The sequence below is a fragment of the Microbacterium sp. 01T413_2 genome (assembly GCF_056398985.1).
Genome location: NZ_JBFTQL010000007.1, coordinates 68035 through 85867, shown reverse-complemented (window position 1 = coordinate 85867; position 17833 = coordinate 68035). Strand labels below are relative to the sequence as shown.

Below are 17833 nucleotides of genomic sequence, written 5' to 3'. Positions count from 1 at the left end.
GGCTACTCCGCGTGCGTGCGTGCGCGACGTCGCAGGGACCGTCGCCGCATGACGACGATGATTGCGACGATCAGGACGACCAGCAGGATCGCCGCGACGACGGGGACGAGGATCGCGGCCGCGCTCAGAACGAACGCGGCGATGTCCTCCGTCGTGCTGAGCACCGGGGCGGCGACGCCCGCCGTGGCTGCGTTCGCCGCGACCCGCCCAGTGGCCTTGGTGGCGTGCACGGCGAGCGCGATGACGATCCCGACGACGATGGGGATCCAGGTGTGCTCGGAGAAGAACGCGCTGGGATCATCCACGGCGACAGTCCGCGCGCTCGCGCCGGCGCCGAAGGCGATGCCGCCGGCGGCGGGTCGGATGATGCTGTGCACGACGTCGTTCAGAGAATCCAGGGCGGGGATCTTGTCCGCCACGATCTCCAGCACCAGAAGGACGCCGATGATCCAGAGGGCGACGTCGCTGCCCAACCAGGACCAGCCGGCGGGGAGGGTGACGGCGGGCAGGAGCTTCGCCGCCAGGCCGAGCAGGAACAGCGGTATCCAGGCGTTCAGGCCGGCCGCCGCAGCCAGGCTGGATCCGATCACGAATTCGAGCACGGCACCACTGTAGGTGAGCGACCGGGGTTTGCCGCCTGCTGCCCCCTGAGCCGGAATGACAAGGGGGCGACAGCGGGGAGCGCTGATCGATCGCGCGGTTTGTTCGTATGGTTTGCAATATTCGATTGGATCGTATATGTTCGCTCGCGGGGCAGTGCGGGGAAGCGCTGTGGGGACAATGGGGAAAGCTCTGGGGAGTATCTGGGTGCTGGACGTGCGGCGTCTCCGTCGTGCGCGTCGACCCTGTGACGTGCGCGATCTCGGTTTCYGAGCCTCTCGCTCAACCGATATCTGGAGTGCAGAATCATGACCGACGTCAAGAGCGGCCTCTCGCGCCGTACCGTGATCAAGGGCGCCGCGTGGTCGGTGCCCGTCATCGCCGTCGCGGCGGCCGCGCCGTTGGCTGCCGCGAGCACGAACACCAACCCTACGAGTGTCGGATCGCTCGTCGAGTCCTCGCCGAACGTGAAGGACAGCGTGCTGTCTGCGTCCTCGTCGCGCGTCGAGGCGTGCTTCCCGAACGACACCTTCTCGACCCCGTTCAACCTGATCGCCACGATCACCTTCGACAACAGCGACCCGGCATTCTCCCTCGCCGGGGCCACTGTCACGTCGGCCGGGAACGTCTGGGCCGTCGCCAGTCGCACGGCGACGTCGGTGACGCTCACAGCGACGCAGACGGTGACCTGCTACGCCGGTATCACCGGGTTCGACCTGGCGTACAACGCCGGATCCGCCGTGCCTCCGCTGAATTCGCTGACTCTGAACATCTCGGGGGTGAGCACGGACGGGACGCGAAAGATCGATGGTCTGATCTCGGCCCTCGACAACGGTCCGGTCGTGGGGCCCAAGGTCCACGACGCCTGATCCCTTGGGATCCATCGAGGAGCCCCGACGCCAATGTCGGAGGCTCCTCGTAGTGTTAAGGGATGCAACCCACGCGTTCGGTCCGGCCGTTCGAAGTCGTCTCGGAGTACGTGCCCGCCGGTGATCAGCCGCAGGCCATCTCCGAGCTCGCGGCGCGCATCAACGCGGGTGAGACCGACGTGGTGCTGCTCGGCGCGACCGGAACCGGCAAGTCCGCGACCACGGCGTGGCTCATCGAGCAGGTGCAGCGCCCCACGCTGGTGCTCGCGCACAACAAGACGCTGGCCGCACAGCTGGCGAACGAGTTCCGCGACCTGATGCCGAACAATGCCGTCGAGTACTTCGTCTCGTACTACGACTACTACCAGCCCGAGGCCTACGTCCCGCAGACGGACACCTTCATCGAGAAGGACTCGTCGGTCAACGCCGAGGTGGAGCGGCTGCGTCACTCCACGACGAACTCGCTGCTCAGCCGCCGCGACGTGGTGGTCGTCTCCACGGTGTCGTGCATCTACGGGCTCGGCGCGCCGGAGGAGTACCTGCGGGCGATGGTCGCGCTGCAGGTGGGGGAGCGCTACGACCGCGATGCGCTGATCCGGCAGTTCATCGCCATGCAGTACAACCGCAACGATGTCGACTTCTCCCGCGGCAACTTCCGCGTGCGCGGCGACACGATCGAGATCATCCCCGTCTACGAGGAGCACGCGATCCGCATCGAGCTGTTCGGTGACGAGATCGAGGCGCTGTACTCGCTGCATCCGCTCACCGGAGAGGTGATCGCCAAGCTGGATTCCGTGCCGATCTTCCCCGCCTCGCACTATGTGGCCGGCACCGACGTCGTCCAGCGGGCGATCGGCCAGATCGAGGAGGAGCTCACAGAGCGGCTCGCCGAGCTCGAACGCCAGGGCAAGCTGCTCGAGGCGCAGCGGCTGCGCATGCGGACATCGTTCGACCTGGAGATGCTGCAGCAGCTCGGCTTCTGCTCCGGCATCGAGAACTACTCGCGGCACATGGATGGCCGCGAGGCGGGCGAGCCCCCGCACACGCTGCTGGACTTCTTCCCCGACGACTTCCTGCTCGTCATCGATGAGTCGCATGCGACGGTGCCCCAGATCGGAGCCATGTACGAGGGCGATGCATCCCGCAAGCGCACCCTCGTCGACCACGGCTTCCGGTTGCCCAGCGCGCTGGACAACCGCCCGCTGCGGTGGGATGAGTTCAAGAACCGGATCGGGCAGACCGTCTACCTCTCTGCGACCCCCGGCAAGTACGAGATGGGCATCGCCGACGGCGTCGTCGAGCAGATCATCCGGCCGACCGGGCTCGTGGATCCGGAGATCGTCGTGAAGCCCTCGAAGGGGCAGATAGACGACCTGCTCGAGGAGATCCGGCTGCGGGTCGAACGTGATGAGCGCGTGCTCGTCACCACGCTCACGAAGAAGATGGCGGAGGAACTCACCGACTTCCTCGGGGAGCACGGGGTCAGGGTCCGCTACCTGCACTCGGACGTCGACACTCTGCGCCGCGTCGAGCTGCTCACCGAGCTGCGGGCGGGTGTCTACGATGTGCTCGTCGGCATCAACCTGCTTCGCGAGGGCCTCGACCTGCCGGAGGTGTCGCTGGTCGCGATCCTCGATGCGGACAAGGAGGGGTTCCTCCGCAGCGGCACGTCACTCATCCAGACCATCGGCCGAGCGGCGCGCAACGTGTCCGGTCAGGTGCACATGTACGCCGACAACATGACSGACTCGATGAGCAAAGCGATCGAGGAGACYGAGCGYCGRCGYGAGAAGCAGATCGCGTACAACACSGCGAACGGCATCGATCCTCAGCCGCTGCGCAAGCGCATCGCGGACATCACCGATGTGCTCGCGCGCGAAGGGGCGGACACCGCCGAGATGCTCGCCAAGCGCACCAAGTCCGGGCGAGGCAAATCGCCGACTCCGAACCTGCGGCGCGTGGGCATCGCGGCCGAGGGTGCGGAGCAGCTCGAGGAGACGATCGCGGATCTGTCCGCGCAGATGCTGGCCGCGGCCGGGGAGCTGAAGTTCGAGCTCGCCGCGCGCCTGCGCGACGAGGTGCAGGACCTGAAGAAGGAGCTGCGTGCCATGGAGCGGGCCGGACACGCCTGACTCGATCGTGCAGAGCGCCCATGGCGGAGGAGGCCACATGGTGGACGCGTCGGTGGCTGAATTGGCCGACCGGATCCGCGCACTGCTCGGCGGTACGGATGACGTCGAGGAGCGCGCGATGTTCGGCAGTCGCGCCTTCCTCAGCGAAGGGCGGATCCTGGTGGGCGCGCGCAAGGGTGGGGTGCTGCTGGTGCGCGTCGGCGCGGAGCGCGGCGCGGTGCTGCTGACCGGGCAAGGAGTCGCTCGCGCGGTCATGGGCGCCCGCACCATGAGCGAGAACTGGCTCGACGTGGCGCCCGAGGCGATCGCCGACGACAGGGCGCTCATGGAATGGATAGATCTCGCGCGGGAGGACGCCGGTGCCGCGTGAGGCGGCTTCGGGCGGCGCCGGTGCGGGGTGATGCGCTTGTGGGAGGATGCCGGCGCGGCATGATGCGCTCGCTCGGGACGCCGGGGGCGCGGGATCGCGACGCGATTCCGAGGTGACCTCGCGGGGCGGGCTCAGGGACAGTGCACGAGCGGCTTCGGGCCGCTGCGGTCGATCTCGTGCGCCGTCATCGGGGCGCCGCACAGCGGGCAGCCGCGCTGCGCGCGTTCCGCGGCTGACGGCGGCGGTGTCGCCTCGTAGGGGCCGACCGAGGCCGGGCCGGCGAAGCGGATCAGGTTGGCGTTGATCCATGCATAGAGGCCGCCCGCCTCACGGATGCGCTGCCGGAGCGGCGGTCGTTCCACGGGATTGTTCGTCATGATGATTAGTGTACTAATGATTAGGGCGGTTGGTAACATGTCGGGGTGATCGATCCCACCCCCGACGACCTGCTCCGCTTGGACAACCAGTTGTGCTTCGCCCTCGTGACGGCCGCGCGCAACGTGGTCGGTGTCTACCGGCCGATCCTCGAGCCCCTCGGTCTTACGCATCCCCAGTACCTGGCGATGCTGGCGCTGTGGGAGCAGTCTCCGCGGTCGCTGGGGGAACTGGCGACGGCCCTCGCCATGGATCCGGCGACGGCCTCGCCCCTCGTGAAGCGGCTCGAGTCCGACGGGCTGATAGAGCGTCAGCGCAGTGCCGCCGACGAACGCCGACTCGACATCGCTCTCACGTCGCGCGGCGCGGCACTGCGAACGCAAGCGTTGGACGTTCCCCGGCAGGTGATGGCGCGGCTCGGCATGACGGTGCCCGAAGTGGAAGCCGTGCGCGACGCGCTGAACCGGTTCGCCGGCGCTGTCGATCTCTGACGCTGTCTCTGCACGGCCAGGCCCGCGACGGACGGTTCTCGGTGATCGCGGTGGCGGGTGTCAGCACGTAGGGTGAGGGAATGGTCCGCGACGACCGGCGCCTTCGCACCCTTCCGCTTTCGGGAATGTTCGCCGGTGTGGTGTTTCTGGCCGCGCTGCTCATGGCCATCTCGTCCCTGCAGGGAGTTCCGCAGTTCGGCGACATCGCCTTCGAGCATCGGATCCCGGCGCCGACCCCCGGGCCCGGCACTCAGACGCCCGGCGCCGGGGGAGCGGAACTTCCCGACAGCCCGATCCTGGGCGTCGTCCTCGTCGTGATCGAGCTCGTGGTCGCTCTCGGCTTCCTGCTGCTGCTCGCTTGGCTGTTCTGGCGCATGGCTCGTGCCCTCTGGGCCGGGCGCCCGCTGAGCCGCGAGACCGGCAGCGCGGTCGAGGTCGGTGAGATCTCGGGGGGCGGAGAAGAGCCGGTGGACGCGGGGGCGATCCGCACGGCGGCGGCGGACGCGCAGGAGGAGATCGACGGGCACCGTGACCCCGGTGATGCGATCGTCGCTGCCTGGGTGCGCCTCGAGGAGGCATCGGCTCGCGCCGGGCGGGCCCGCGTGCCGTCCGAGACGCCGGGGGAGTTCACGCTGCGGATCCTGCGCCGGCGGCCGGGACTGGACGGCGAGCTGGAGACCCTGCTCGGACTCTACGAATCCGTGCGCTTCGGCGGCGCGCGGGCCGATGAGACCGGGCGCGCCACCGCGCGTCGGTGCCTCGCGACCATCGAGGAGGCCTGGCGGTGAAGCGGTGGATCGTGCTGGTCGTGCTGTGGATCGTCATCGGCGTTCCCGTCGCGTTGCTGCTCAGCTTCCTCGGCGTCCCGCTCCCGTTCGGGATCGCATGGATCCTCGCCTTCGCCGCCGCGCTCCTGATCGCGCAGCAGAGCTTCCTCGATGAGTCCGGTCCGTGGCCTCCGCCACCACCCGAACAGTTCCAGCGCGGGTCCGATGTCTCTCGCCTCGCCTGGGCCGTGGACGCCCGCACCGGCGTCGTGGGGATCTCGCTGCGCCGTCGCGTCACCGCGCTTGCCGACCGGCGTCTGCGCGAGCACGGGCTGACCGCGCAGGACGCGGACGCCGACGCGGTCGACACGATCCTCGGACCGGGCTCGCACGCCGTGCTCGTGGCCGCCGAGATGCGCCGTCCCGATCTCGAACGGCTCCTGCGCGCATTGGAGCAACCGACCGTCCCCTCGACCCGACCCCTGTCCGCCACGACGACCACGGAGTGAGCATGAGCATCGATCAGACCAGAGACGGCGATGCCGCCGCCATCACCGATGCGGCGGCGCGAGTACTCGCGGGCGTGCGCACCGCGGTCGTCGGCATGGACGAGCCGCTGACGCTGGCTCTGGCCACGATCCTCGCCGGTGGTCATGTGCTGTTCGAGGACGTCCCCGGTCTGGGCAAGACGCTCGCCGCCCGCAGCCTCGCGGCGGCGCTCGGGTTGGAGTTCCGACGGCTGCAATGCACGCCGGACATGCTCCCGGGCGACGTCACCGGATCCTTCGTGTACGCCCCGGACTCGGGGGAGTTCCGATTCCGCCCCGGTCCGATCTTCACCGGCCTGCTGCTCGCGGACGAGATCAACCGCACCACGCCGAAGACCCAGTCCGCGATGCTCGAGGCGATGGCGGAGCGTCAGGTGACGGTCGAGGGACGGCGGTACCCCCTGCCCGACCCGTTCCATGTGATCGCGACATCGAACCCGATCGAATACGAGGGCACGTACGCGTTGCCCGAAGCGCAGCTGGACCGGTTCATGGTGCGGCTCGCGGTGGGGTACCCGGAGCCCGAGAACGAGGCGGGCATCGTCGAACAGCGCATCCGTCGGCAGCGGGAGCACACGGAGGTGGACGCCGTGATCGAGGCCGTGGAGCTGCTCGCGCTCCAGGCGGCAGTCGAACGGATCCACGTCGAGGACGACCTGATCCGCTATGCCGTGCACCTTGCCCGTGCCACCCGTACTGCTCAGAACGTCGCGGTCGGGGCTTCGCCGCGTGGATCGCAGGCGCTGATCCTGCTCGCACGGGCCGTCGCGGCCATCGAAGGACGGGGCTACGTCCGCCCCGACGACGTCAAGCGCATCGCGGTCCCCGTGCTCGCGCACCGGCTGACCCTGACCCCTCAGGCGTGGGCGCAGGGCGTGGATCCGGCGGGCGTCGTCGCCGCGGTCGTCAACGCGACCCCCGTGCCGCCGACGGTGGCGGAAGCGGGTGCGATCCGCACATGACTGAGAGCCACTCGACGCTGCGCGCGTGGTTGGACTGGCAGCGCACGCCCATCCTGGCTGCGGCGTTCGCCGGGGCGGTTCTCCTCGCGGGCGCGGGCCTGGTGTTCGGCCGTCCCGACGTGATCGCCGCAGGGCTCCCGCTCGCGCTCGCCGGGGTGTGGGCGCTGGCGCGACCGCCTCGATCGACGTCGATGGAGATCGAGTTGAGCGTGGACGCGGCGGCGGACCGGGAGTCCGTGCAGGGCCGGATCGAGCTCGTGACGGACGCGGAGTGGATCCAGCTCGCCGTCGATCAGGGCTGCGAGCGCACGGGCGAGGTCGAGACGTGCCAGGGGGAGGCGGCGCGCACCCGCACCCGGACGCTGCATTCCGGTCCGTCCGAGGCGCTCGCCGTCTCAGCCCGGGCGCTGCAGCACGACGGCGCCTGGGCGAGCGCGCCGACGGCGCGTCTCTCTGCCATGTGGGCGGCAGCGCCGCGGACGCGGCGGGTCGCCGAGCTCCCGCTCTCATCGCGTCTGATCGGTCTGCACGGCGCCCACGACGGGCAGCGCGGAGGCACCGGCGGCGACTTCCGCGATATTCATCCGTACGCGCCGGGCGACGAGCTGCGCCGCGTGGACTGGCGTGCGACGGCGCGAATGGCCCGGCGTCCCGGCGAACTGCTGGTGCGGCGCACGAACGCGCTGAGCGACAGTGCCGTGGTCATCGCGCTGGACACCGCGGACGACCTGGGTGCGGTGGTGGCGACCTGGGGCAGCGGCGCGACCGCGCACAGCGGCCCCACATCGATGGACTTCGGGCGGGAAGCCGCGCTGTCAGTCGCGACAGCGGCGATCGGGGCCGGTGACCGCGTCGCATTCCATGCGCTCTCACCGGGCGGCCGTTCGCTGCGCAGCGGATCCGGCGCCCGGCATCTGGAGCGGCTGCGCGGCGTGATCGCCGGCACCGGCGTGGACGGCGACGGCACTCGGTACCGGCGCACACCGCCGGTGCCGCCGGGGTCCATCGTGTTCGTGCTCTCGACGTTCTTCGACGGGGTCGCGGCGGATCTCGCGCTGCGCTGGAGCGCGGGAGGACAGGCTGTCGTGGCGATCGACGTGCTACCGGCGCCGCGGACGCAGCGGCTGACCCCGGCGCAGAACCTCGCGATGCGCACCCTGCTGCTCGAACGTGCCGGCGTGCTCGAGGATCTCCGCGGCGCCGGAGTCGAGGTGATCTCCTGGGATGCGGACGATCCGATGGCGGCCCTCCGGATCGCGGCCCGCACCGCGCGACGCGATCGCGGACGCGGAGCGCGGAGATGAGGGGTCCGCATGAGCTGATCGCTCCGGGTTCGCTACCGGCACCGGTGCTGCGCATCGGCACAGCGGCGATCATCACCGGCGGCGTTCTGCTGCTGAACCCGTATCCGATGTGGTGGTGGGTGGCGGGAGGCGCATCGCTCCTCTCGGTGATCGTCCCACGATCGATGGGGTCCTGGATCGGCATCGCGTGCATGGCTGTGGGCATGATCCTGACCGAGCCGTCGGCCGGCCGCACGGCCCTGGCGGTCCTGCTCATCCATGCCGCGCACGTCCTCGCCGCCTGGGCGTGGGCCGTGCCATGGCGCTCCCGCATCCGGCCCGCCGTGCTGCTGCCCGGCGTGCGCCGTCTGCTTCTGATCCAGGCGATCGCGCAATCGGCCGCGACGCTCATGCTGCTCGCCGTGCCGCCGTTGCACGGACCCGGATTCGCCTGGCTGGCGCCGCTCGGCGCCGCCGTTCTCACCGGGGTGAGCGCCGCTGTTCTGCGGGTCTCGTGGGGGCCCGATCCCGCGCCGAAGACGCCTTCCAGCTCCCCGCCCGACGCTGATCGGATGCGCTGAGGGGCCTTCCGGATCCAATGTCGGCGGCCGCTCCTAGACTTGACGGGTGCCGATCGTACCCGTAACCAGCCCCGGAAGACTCAGCGTCCGAGGCGCTCGTGTCCACAACCTCCGYAACGTCGACCTCGAGATCCCGCGCGACTCGCTGGTGGTCTTCACCGGTCTTTCCGGATCCGGGAAGTCGAGCCTGGCGTTCGACACGATCTTCGCCGAAGGGCAGCGCCGTTACGTCGAGTCCCTCAGCGCGTACGCCCGCCAGTTCCTCGGACAGGTCGACCGGCCCGACGTCGACTTCATCGAGGGGCTGAGCCCGGCGGTGTCGATCGACCAGAAGTCGACGAACCGCAACCCGCGCTCCACGGTCGGCACGATCACCGAGATCTACGACTACATGCGCCTGCTCTGGGCGCGCATCGGCGTCCCGCACTGCCCCCAATGCGGTGAGCGGATCCAGCGGCAGACGGTGCAGCAGATCGCGGATCAGCTGATGGAGTTGCCCGAGCGCACCCGGTATCAGATCGTCGCACCCGTGGTGAGCCAGAAGAAGGGCGAGTTCGTCGACCTGTTCCGCGAGCTCGGAGCCAAGGGCTATGCGCGCGCGATCGTCGATGGCGAGCTCGTGCAGCTGGCCGAGCCCCCCGTGCTGAAGAAGAGCTACAAGCACGACATCGGCGTGGTCGTGGACCGCCTCGTGGCGGCTCCCGACATCCTCGGCCGGGTCACCGACTCGGTGGAGACCGCGCTGGGTCTCGCGGGCGGTGTCGTCCAGGTGAACTTCGTGGACGAGGAGGGCGACGACGCCTGGCAGTCGTTCTCGGAGAAGCTGGCGTGCCCCAACGGGCATCCGATCACGCTCACCGAGATCGAGCCGCGCACCTTCTCCTTCAACGCGCCGTTCGGCGCATGCCCCGCCTGCTCCGGTCTCGGCACCCGGATGTCGGTGGATCCCGAGCTCATGCTCGGCGACGAGACCCTGTCGATCCGCGAGGGCGCGATCATCCCCTGGACGACGCAGGGCAAGGGCCTGTTCCAGTACTACGAGCGCCTGCTCGAAGGCCTCGCGGTCGACCTCGACTTCTCTCTCGACACGCCCTGGCACAAGCTGCACTCCGATGTGAAGGAGGCGGTGCTGCACGGTGAGAACTACAAGGTCACCGTGAAGTGGAAGAACCGGTACGGCCGTGAGATGCGCTACTCCTCCGGCTTTGAGGGCGTGGTGCCCTACATCGAGCGGCAGTACCAGCAGGCGGAGAGCGACACCCAGCGCAGCCGCTGGGGCGAGTACCTGCGCGAGGTGCCCTGCCCCGTCTGCAACGGCGACCGGCTCAAGCCGGAGGTCCTGGCCGTGCGGGTGCACGGGCACTCGATCGCCGAGGTGTCTCACAAGAGCCTCGCCGAGGCGCAGCAGTTCATGCAGCGCCTCGAGCTGAGCCCGCGCGAGGCGAAGATCGCCGCGCAGGTGCTGCGCGAGATCCGGCTTCGACTCGACTTCCTGCTGCAGGTCGGCCTGTCCTACCTGAACCTGAGCCGTTCGGCCGGGTCCCTCTCCGGCGGCGAGGCTCAGCGCATCCGCCTCGCGACCCAGATCGGATCCGGGCTGACCGGCGTGCTCTACGTGCTCGACGAGCCGTCGATCGGTCTGCACCAGCGCGACAACCGGCGGCTCATCGAGACGCTGCTGACGCTCCGCGACCTCGGCAACACCCTCATCGTGGTCGAGCACGACGAGGAGACGATCGAGGCGGCGGACTGGGTGGTGGACATCGGCCCGGGCGCCGGTGTGAACGGCGGCCTGGTCGTGCATTCCGGTCCCTACGAGGCGCTGCTGCGTGAGAAGGCCTCGATGACGAGCGACTACCTGGCGGGACGTCGTGAGATCGTCACGCCGAAGAAGCGCCGTCGGATCGATCGCAAGCGCATGCTCAGCGTGGTCGGGGCGAAGGAGAACAACCTCCGCAACGTGACGGCGGACTTCCCCCTCGGGGTGCTCACGGCTGTCACCGGCGTGAGCGGATCCGGCAAGTCCTCGCTTGTCAACGACATCCTGTATCGAGTGCTCGCATCGCGGCTCAACGGGGCGCGCACGGTGCCCGGCAAGCACGTCAGGGTCACCGGCCTCGACAACCTGGACAAGGTCGTGCACGTCGACCAGGCCCCGATCGGACGCACCCCGCGCTCGAACCCGGCCACCTACACGGGCGTGTTCGACCGGATCCGCACGCTGTTCAGCGAGACGCCCGAGGCGAAGGTGCGCGGCTACCAGCCGGGCCGGTTCAGCTTCAACGTCAAGGGCGGGCGCTGCGAGGCGTGCTCGGGCGACGGCACGATCAAGATCGAGATGAACTTCCTGCCCGATGTGTACGTGGACTGCGAGGTCTGTCACGGCAAGCGGTACAACCGCGACACCCTGGCCGTGCACTACAAGGGCAAGAACATCGCCGAGGTGCTCGAGATGCCGATCGAGGAGGCCGCCGAGTTCTTCGAGCCGATCCAGGCGATCCACCGCTACATGAAGACGCTCGTCGATGTCGGGCTCGGCTACGTGCGGCTGGGCCAGTCGGCGACGACCCTGTCCGGCGGTGAGGCGCAGCGCGTCAAGCTCGCCACCGAGCTCCAGCGTCGCAGCAACGGCCGCTCGATCTACGTGCTCGACGAGCCCACCACGGGCCTGCACTTCGAGGACGTGCGCAAGCTCCTCGAAGTGCTGAACGGACTCGTGGACAAGGGCAACACGGTCATCGTGATCGAGCACAACCTGGACGTCATCAAGTCGGCGGATTGGGTGATCGACCTCGGTCCCGAAGGCGGATCCGGCGGCGGTCAGATCATCGCGACCGGTACGCCGGAGCAGGTGGCGCGCAACGCCGACAGCCACACCGGCGTGTTCCTCGCCGAGGTCCTCGGCACGGCACCGGCCGGAGCGCGCCCCGGCGCGCAGCGCGTGCTCGAGCGCAAGGCGGGTTGATGGCCGAAGAACTCCCGTACAAGCCGAGGCAGGGGGAGATCCCGACCGATCCCGGGGTGTACCGCTTCCGCGACGCGCAGGGCAGGGTGCTCTACGTCGGTAAGGCGAAGAACCTGCGGCAGCGGCTGTCGAACTACTTCGCGCCGCTGCGCACCCTGCACGAGCGCACGCGGCGCATGGTCACCACGGCCGCGTCGGTGGAGTGGACCGTGGTGCCSACSGACGTCGAYTCSCTGCAGCTCGAGTACATGTGGATCAAGGAGTTCGATCCGCCGTTCAACGTGCGCTACAAGGACGACAAGTCCTACCCGTTCATGGCGATCACGCTCGCCGACGAGGCGCCGCGCGTGATCGTCACCCGCAACCGGCGGATCCCCGGCGCGAAGTACTTCGGGCCGTATCCGAAGGTCTGGGCRGTGCACGACACCATCGATCTGATGATCAAGGTGTTCCCGATCCGCACCTGCAGCGACGCCAGCTATCGCAAGGCGATGCAGACCGGGCGACCATGCTTCCCGGGCCAGATCGGCAAGTGCGGCGGGCCGTGCTCCATGAAGGTCACGATCGCCGAGCACCGGGCGATGGTCGACGACTTCATCGCCTTCATGGAGGGCGGCGACGAGCGCTTCACCCGCGACCTGACGCGGCGGATGCACGAGGCGTCGGCGGCGATGGACTACGAGAGCGCCGCGAAGTATCGCGATCAGCTCTCCTCGATCGAGGCGGTGCTGGGTCGCAGTGCCTTGGTGCTGCCGCAGGACGAGGATGCCGACCTGTTCGGCATCGCCGAGGACGAGCTGTCCGCCGCGATCCAGCACTTCGTGATCCGCGGCGGGCGTGTGCGCGGTGTCCGTGCGTCCACGCTCGACAAGGAGATCGACATCTCGGGCGCGGAGCTCGTGGACCAGATCCTGCAGCGCGTGTATGGCGAGGCGAGCGGCGAGCAGGTGCCACGGCGTGTGCTCGTGCCGTCGCTGCCGGACGACACCGTCGAGCTGGAGGAGTGGCTCCGGGAGCGGCGCGGCAAGAAGGTGGAGATCGCCGTCGCGCAGCGCGGGCAGCGCGCGGAGCTGATGCGCAACGCCACTCTCAACGCGCAGCAGGCGCTCATCCGCCACAAGACCCGGCGCTCCAGCGACTACACGACGCGCACCCAGGCGCTCACCGACCTGCAGGACGCGCTCGGCCTCGACGAGGCGCCATTGCGGATCGAGTGCTACGACATCTCGCATCTGAGCGGCACGAACGTGGTGGCGTCGATGGTCGTGTTCGAGGACGGCCTTCCGCGCAAGGACCAGTACCGCTCGTTCAACATCGCCGAGACCACGGACGACACCGACTCGATGTACCAGGTTCTCACGCGCCGGCTCGCGCACATCGACGCACCCGAGGAGACCGCGGAGACCGCGGCTTTCGACGAGAACGGCGAAGAACTCGTCGTCACCGAACGCCGCAAGCCGCGGTTCGCCTACCCGCCGCAGTTGCTCATCGTCGACGGCGGCAAGCCCCAGGTCGAGGCGGCGGCGCGGGCGCTCCGCGATGCCGGCCGCAGCGACATCGGCCTGTGCGGCATCGCCAAGCGCCTCGAGGAGCTGTGGCTGCCGGGGGAGGACTATCCCGTGATCCTGCCGCGGACGAGCGAGGCCCTCTACCTCGTGCAGCGCCTGCGCGACGAGGCGCACCGCTTCGCGATCACCCATCAGCGCAAGCGTCGCCGGCGCGACATCGCCTCGATCCTCGCCGAGGTCCCGGGGCTCGGTGCGGCACGGATCAAGACGCTCCTTCGCCACTTCGGATCCGTCGCCGCATTGCGCCGCGCGGATGCCGCCGAGATCCAGGAGGTGCAGGGGATCGGGCCGACCCTCGCCGAGGCGATCCGCGTGCATCTTGCCGGGTCGGCCGCAGTGTCAGGATCCCGAGAGGGAGTCGAATCCGTCCTGGTCGGCGCTGGATCCGATTCCGATGCCGCTCAGACTCCGCCTTCTGGCTAGGCTGGACACGAGCGAGGAGGAGAGCAGATGAGCGCCGACCAGGGTGAGTTCCTGATCGTCACCGGAATGTCGGGCGCCGGGCGCTCGACGGTCGCGAACGCTCTCGAGGACCTCGGCTGGTACGTGGTCGACAACCTCCCGCCGCAGATGCTCCGTCCCCTGCTCGATCTCGCCAACCTCGGCGGTGCGGCTCTGCCGAAGGTTGCTGCGGTCGTGGACGTGCGCGGGCGCGATCTCTTCGACGGCTTCCCCGGAGTGGCTCGCGCGCTGCGCGAGCACGGATCCGTGCAGGTGGTGTTCCTCGACGCCTCCGATGACGTGCTGGTGCGCCGCTTCGAGTCGGTCCGGCGTCCGCACCCGCTGCAGGGCGACGGGACGCTGCTCGATGGCATCCGCACCGAGCGGACCAGGGTCGCCCCTCTGCGCGAAGCCGCCGACATCATCATCGACACCTCGAGCCTGAACGTGCATCAGCTGGCCACCAAGGTCAACGAGGTGTTCGCCGAGGAGGGCGCCGCGCGCCACAAGCTGACCGTCATGAGCTTCGGCTTCAAGTACGGGCTGCCTTCGGATGCGGACCTCGTGGCCGACATGCGCTTCCTGCCCAACCCGTTCTGGATCGACGAGCTGCGCGGCTCCACGGGTCTGGATTCCGAGGTGCGCGACTACGTGCTCACCCGTGACGGCGCGCAGGAGTTCCTCGACGCCTACACGGCCGCGCTGCGCCCGGTGCTGGAGGGGTATCAGCGCGAGAACAAGAGCCATTCGATGGTCGCCATCGGCTGCACGGGCGGCAAGCACCGTTCGGTCGCGATGGTCGAGGAGCTCGCCGCGCGTCTGGGGCAGATCCCAGGGGTCGCGGTGACCGTCCGGCACCGCGATCTCGGGCGAGAGTGAGGCGGACCCGGCCGGTGATGAGCGCCGCGGCCGGGTAAACTGATCCCTTGTGCCGAGATCCGGCGCCGCCCGTGAGAAGGAGACCCGTGGCACTCACCACCGACGTCAAGGCCGAGCTCGTCAGCATCCGGAACGCACCCCCCTCGGTGCGCGTCGCGGAGGTGACGGCGGTGCTGAGGTTCGCCGGGGGGCTGCACCAGATCGCCAACCGCATCGCGGTCGAGGCGGAGGTGGATGCGGAGCTGCTCGCACGGCGCGTCGCGCGCGACCTCGCGGAGCTTTTCGGCGTCCGTCCCGAGATCGCCCCGATCCAGGGTGCTTCCAGCCACGACGGCGCCAAGTACGCCGTGCGGGTGATCGCTGCGGGCGAGACCCTCGCCCGGCAGACGGGGCTGCTCGACCAGCGCCGCCGTCCGGTGCGCGGCCTGCCCAACCGTCTCACCACCGGATCGCGCGAGGAGCTCGCCGGCCTGTGGCGGGGGGCCTTCCTCGCAGCGGGGTCGCTCAGCGAGCCCGGCCGTTCGGCCGTGCTCGAGGTCGCGTGCCCGTCGTCCGAGGCGGCGATGGCCCTCGTCGGCGCCGCACACCGGATCGGCATCGCCGCGAAGGCGCGAGAGGTACGCGGCATGCCGCGCGTCGTCATCCGCGAACCTGAGGGCATCCGCGCCGTGCTCGCCTTGATGGGCGCGTCCAAGACCGCCGCCGCGTGGGAGGAGATGCGTCAGCGCCGCGAGGTGCGCGCCGGCGTCAACCGGCTGGTGAACTTCGACGACGCGAATCTGCGCCGTTCCGCCCAGGCCGCGGTCGCCGCCTGCGCCCGCGTCGAGCGCGCGCTCGAGATCCTCGGCGACGACGTGCCGGAGCACCTCCAGACGGCAGGTGCGCTGCGCCTCGCGCACCGCGACGCCAGCCTCGACGAGCTCGGCCACCACGCCGATCCGCCCCTCACGAAGGACGCCGTCGCGGGCCGCATCCGCCGCCTTCTCGCGATGGCCGACAAGCGCGCTCAGACCGAGGGGATCCCGGGCACCGAAGCCGCCGTACCCGCCGGTTTCGACGTCTGACACGTCGTATCGAGGGCCTGCGTTCCGGTCTGTGGAAACACGCCCGGACGCAGGCCCTCGTCGTCGTCACATCCGGAAGGATCCGGACAATCCGCGCGTTGCCGTCATTAGGATGAAAGACGTCCGCCCCGTGCGCACCACCGCGTTTCGGGGGACCGGCAAGCGCCGCGAGCGCGGCGCGGATTGGATGACATCGACATGGCGATCTACACGCTGCCCGACCTTCCGTACGATTTCGCGGCCCTCGAGCCGCACATCAGCGGCAAGATCATGGAGCTGCACCATGACAAGCACCACGCTGCCTACGTCGCCGGAGCGAACGCGGCGCTCGAGTCTCTCGCCGAGGCCCGCGAGAGCGGCAACCTGGCGAACGTGAACAAGCTTGAGAAGGACCTCGCGTTCAACCTCGGCGGACACGTCAACCACTCGATCTTCTGGACCAACCTGTCGCCGAACGGCGGCGGCCAGCCCGAGGGCGAGCTCAAGGCCGCCATCGACGAGTTCTTCGGATCCTTCGAGAAGTTCCAGGCGCACTTCACCGCCGCGGCCATGGGCATCCAGGGCTCCGGCTGGGCCGTGCTGAGCTGGGACCCGATCGGCGCCCGCCTGATCATCCAGCAGCTGTTCGACCAGCAGGGCAACACCGCCCAGGGCACGGTGCCGCTGTTCCAGCTGGACATGTGGGAGCACGCGTTCTACCTGGACTACCTGAACGTCAAGGCCGACTACGTCAAGGCCGCGTGGAACATCGCGAACTGGGAGAACGTCGCCCAGCGCCTCGTTGCCGCGCGCGAGAAGACCAACGGACTGCTGGTACTGTCGTAAAAGATGGGCGTCCTGATGGGCGAAAAACCCATCAGGACGCCGTTGTCCGCGCAATCCGCAAGAATCACGCACTTCCTTGAGTAAGAACCAGGAGACTTTCGTGTCTGTCAAGATCGGTATCAACGGCTTCGGCCGAATCGGACGCAACTACTTCCGCGCAGCCCTCGAGCAGGGCGCCGACCTCGAGATCGTCGCGGTCAACGACCTCACCGACAACAAGACCCTCGCGCACCTGCTGAAGTACGACTCCGTGGGCGGCGTGCTCAAGGCGGACGTGAGCTACGACGACGAGAGCATCACCGTCGACGGGCACCACATCAAGGCGTTCGCGGAGCGCGACCCCGCGAACCTGCCGTGGGGTGAGCTGGGCGTCGACATCGTCATCGAGTCGACCGGGTTCTTCACCAAGGCCGAGCTCGCGAAGAAGCACATCGAGGCCGGCGCCAAGAAGGTGCTGATCTCCGCTCCCGCGACCGGCGACGACGCGACCATCGTGATGGGCGTCAACGAGGAGACCTACAACCCGGAGACGGACCACATCATCTCCAACGCCTCCTGCACCACCAACTGCCTCGCGCCGCTGGCCAAGGTGTTCAACGACGAGTTCGGCATCGTCCGCGGCTTCATGATGACCGCGCACGCCTACACCGCCGACCAGAACCTSCAGGACGGCCCGCACAGCGACCTSCGCCGCGCCCGSGCCGCCGCGATCAACATCGTCCCGRCATCGACCGGCGCCGCCAAGGCCATCGGCCTCGTGCTGCCGGAGCTGAACGGCAAGCTCAGCGGTTCCTCCTACCGCGTGCCCGTCCCCACCGGCTCGATCGTCGACCTGACGCTCATCACGGACCGCGAGGACCTGACGGCTGACGAGGTCAACGCCGCATACGCGAAGGCCGCCGCCGAGGGTCGCCTCAACGGCTACCTGCAGTACAACGAGGACCAGATCGTCTCGAGCGACATCCAGGGCAACCCCTTCTCGTCGATCTTCGACTCGACGCTCACCAACGTCTCCGGCAACCTGGTCAAGGTCTCCAGCTGGTACGACAACGAGTGGGGCTACTCGAACCGTCTGGTCGACCTCACCGAGTACGTGGCCGAGCGGCTCTAAGC

General features: G+C 69.0%; 17 protein-coding genes. 15 read left to right on the top strand and 2 right to left on the bottom strand.

The window, feature by feature from the left end; all coding sequences use genetic code 11:
- Positions 1–2: 2 nt before the first annotated feature.
- Positions 3–602 carry a DUF4126 domain-containing protein gene (locus AC1DMN_RS06260; RefSeq protein WP_477229255.1) on the bottom strand — a complete coding sequence of 200 codons (600 nt, stop codon included), beginning with the start codon at positions 600–602 and terminating at the stop codon, positions 3–5.
- Between the two features lie 306 nt (positions 603–908).
- On the opposite strand from AC1DMN_RS06260, the gene AC1DMN_RS06255 reads away from it, so the two are divergent.
- The 3 genes from AC1DMN_RS06255 to AC1DMN_RS06245 all read left to right on the top strand — a co-directional run bounded on the left by AC1DMN_RS06255 (position 909) and on the right by AC1DMN_RS06245 (position 3971).
- A complete protein-coding gene (locus AC1DMN_RS06255; protein WP_477229254.1) occupies positions 909–1469 on the top strand; it encodes a hypothetical protein in 561 nt (186 codons plus the stop codon).
- A gap of 62 nt (positions 1470–1531) precedes the next feature.
- Positions 1532–3601, top strand: a complete 2070-nt coding sequence (gene uvrB / locus AC1DMN_RS06250; RefSeq protein WP_440731479.1) for an excinuclease ABC subunit UvrB — start codon at positions 1532–1534, stop codon at positions 3599–3601.
- Positions 3602–3638: 37 nt separating this feature from the next.
- Entirely contained in the window at positions 3639–3971 is a 333-nt protein-coding gene (locus AC1DMN_RS06245; protein ID WP_441978126.1) for a TfoX/Sxy family protein, read from the top strand.
- 131 nt (positions 3972–4102) lie between these two features.
- On the opposite strand, the gene AC1DMN_RS06240 is transcribed toward AC1DMN_RS06245, so the two are convergent.
- On the bottom strand, positions 4103–4348 hold the full coding sequence (locus AC1DMN_RS06240) for a hypothetical protein (RefSeq protein ID WP_477229253.1): 246 nt from the start codon (positions 4346–4348) through the stop codon (positions 4103–4105).
- A gap of 48 nt (positions 4349–4396) precedes the next feature.
- Here AC1DMN_RS06240 and AC1DMN_RS06235 point away from each other — a divergent pair, with 48 nt between their 5' ends.
- The 12 genes from AC1DMN_RS06235 to gap all read left to right on the top strand — a co-directional run bounded on the left by AC1DMN_RS06235 (position 4397) and on the right by gap (position 17831).
- Positions 4397–4837 (top strand): MarR family winged helix-turn-helix transcriptional regulator, encoded by a 441-nt coding sequence (locus AC1DMN_RS06235; protein ID WP_440732414.1) that lies wholly within the window; start codon positions 4397–4399, stop codon positions 4835–4837.
- 80 nt (positions 4838–4917) lie between these two features.
- Positions 4918–5625, top strand: a complete 708-nt coding sequence (locus AC1DMN_RS06230) for a DUF4129 domain-containing protein (RefSeq protein ID WP_440731482.1) — start codon at positions 4918–4920, stop codon at positions 5623–5625.
- Positions 5622–6113, top strand: a complete 492-nt coding sequence (locus AC1DMN_RS06225; protein WP_440731483.1) for a hypothetical protein — start codon at positions 5622–5624, stop codon at positions 6111–6113. The genes AC1DMN_RS06230 and AC1DMN_RS06225 overlap by 4 nt, the downstream gene beginning before the upstream one ends.
- Positions 6114–6115: 2 nt before the next feature.
- Positions 6116–7114, top strand: a complete 999-nt coding sequence (locus tag AC1DMN_RS06220; protein ID WP_477229252.1) for an AAA family ATPase — start codon at positions 6116–6118, stop codon at positions 7112–7114.
- Positions 7111–8418, top strand: coding sequence for a DUF58 domain-containing protein (locus AC1DMN_RS06215; protein WP_477229251.1), 1308 nt, complete (start codon positions 7111–7113; stop codon positions 8416–8418). The genes AC1DMN_RS06220 and AC1DMN_RS06215 overlap by 4 nt, the downstream gene beginning before the upstream one ends.
- Positions 8415–8978 carry a hypothetical protein gene (locus tag AC1DMN_RS06210; RefSeq protein ID WP_477229250.1) on the top strand — a complete coding sequence of 188 codons (564 nt, stop codon included), beginning with the start codon at positions 8415–8417 and terminating at the stop codon, positions 8976–8978. Before AC1DMN_RS06215 ends, AC1DMN_RS06210 begins: the two co-directional genes overlap by 4 nt.
- A gap of 46 nt (positions 8979–9024) precedes the next feature.
- Positions 9025–11943, top strand: a complete 2919-nt coding sequence (uvrA, locus tag AC1DMN_RS06205) for an excinuclease ABC subunit UvrA (RefSeq protein WP_440731487.1) — start codon at positions 9025–9027, stop codon at positions 11941–11943.
- Complete coding sequence (uvrC, locus tag AC1DMN_RS06200; RefSeq protein WP_440731488.1) at positions 11943–13934, top strand: excinuclease ABC subunit UvrC; 1992 nt, start codon at positions 11943–11945, stop codon at positions 13932–13934. The genes uvrA and uvrC overlap by 1 nt, the downstream gene beginning before the upstream one ends.
- Before the next feature lie 27 nt (positions 13935–13961).
- A complete protein-coding gene (gene rapZ / locus AC1DMN_RS06195) occupies positions 13962–14831 on the top strand; it encodes an RNase adapter RapZ (RefSeq protein WP_440731489.1) in 870 nt (289 codons plus the stop codon).
- Between the two features lie 86 nt (positions 14832–14917).
- A complete protein-coding gene (gene whiA, locus AC1DMN_RS06190; RefSeq protein WP_440731490.1) occupies positions 14918–15895 on the top strand; it encodes a DNA-binding protein WhiA in 978 nt (325 codons plus the stop codon).
- Between the two features lie 198 nt (positions 15896–16093).
- The gene (locus AC1DMN_RS06185; protein ID WP_477229249.1) at positions 16094–16720 is read left to right on the top strand and encodes a superoxide dismutase; all 627 of its coding nucleotides are present in this window, start codon (positions 16094–16096) and stop codon (positions 16718–16720) included.
- A gap of 100 nt (positions 16721–16820) precedes the next feature.
- Positions 16821–17831, top strand: coding sequence for a type I glyceraldehyde-3-phosphate dehydrogenase (gap, locus tag AC1DMN_RS06180; RefSeq protein WP_477384006.1), 1011 nt, complete (start codon positions 16821–16823; stop codon positions 17829–17831).
- Positions 17832–17833 lie beyond the last annotated feature (2 nt).

Bases quoted from the DNA above. Each gene is read 5' to 3' on its own strand.
- AC1DMN_RS06230 (WP_440731482.1), top strand. From the start codon at position 4,918: ATGGTCCGCGACGACCGGCGCCTTCGCACCCTTCCGCTTTCGGGAATG.
- AC1DMN_RS06255 (WP_477229254.1), top strand. From the start codon at position 909: ATGACCGACGTCAAGAGCGGCCTCTCGCGCCGTACCGTGATCAAGGGC.
- AC1DMN_RS06210 (WP_477229250.1), top strand. From the start codon at position 8,415: ATGAGGGGTCCGCATGAGCTGATCGCTCCGGGTTCGCTACCGGCACCG.
- AC1DMN_RS06245 (WP_441978126.1), top strand. From the start codon at position 3,639: ATGGTGGACGCGTCGGTGGCTGAATTGGCCGACCGGATCCGCGCACTG.
- AC1DMN_RS06240 (WP_477229253.1), bottom strand. From the start codon at position 4,348: ATGACGAACAATCCCGTGGAACGACCGCCGCTCCGGCAGCGCATCCGT.
- AC1DMN_RS06215 (WP_477229251.1), top strand. From the start codon at position 7,111: ATGACTGAGAGCCACTCGACGCTGCGCGCGTGGTTGGACTGGCAGCGC.
- AC1DMN_RS06185 (WP_477229249.1), top strand. From the start codon at position 16,094: ATGGCGATCTACACGCTGCCCGACCTTCCGTACGATTTCGCGGCCCTC.
- rapZ (WP_440731489.1), top strand. From the start codon at position 13,962: ATGAGCGCCGACCAGGGTGAGTTCCTGATCGTCACCGGAATGTCGGGC.
- AC1DMN_RS06220 (WP_477229252.1), top strand. From the start codon at position 6,116: ATGAGCATCGATCAGACCAGAGACGGCGATGCCGCCGCCATCACCGAT.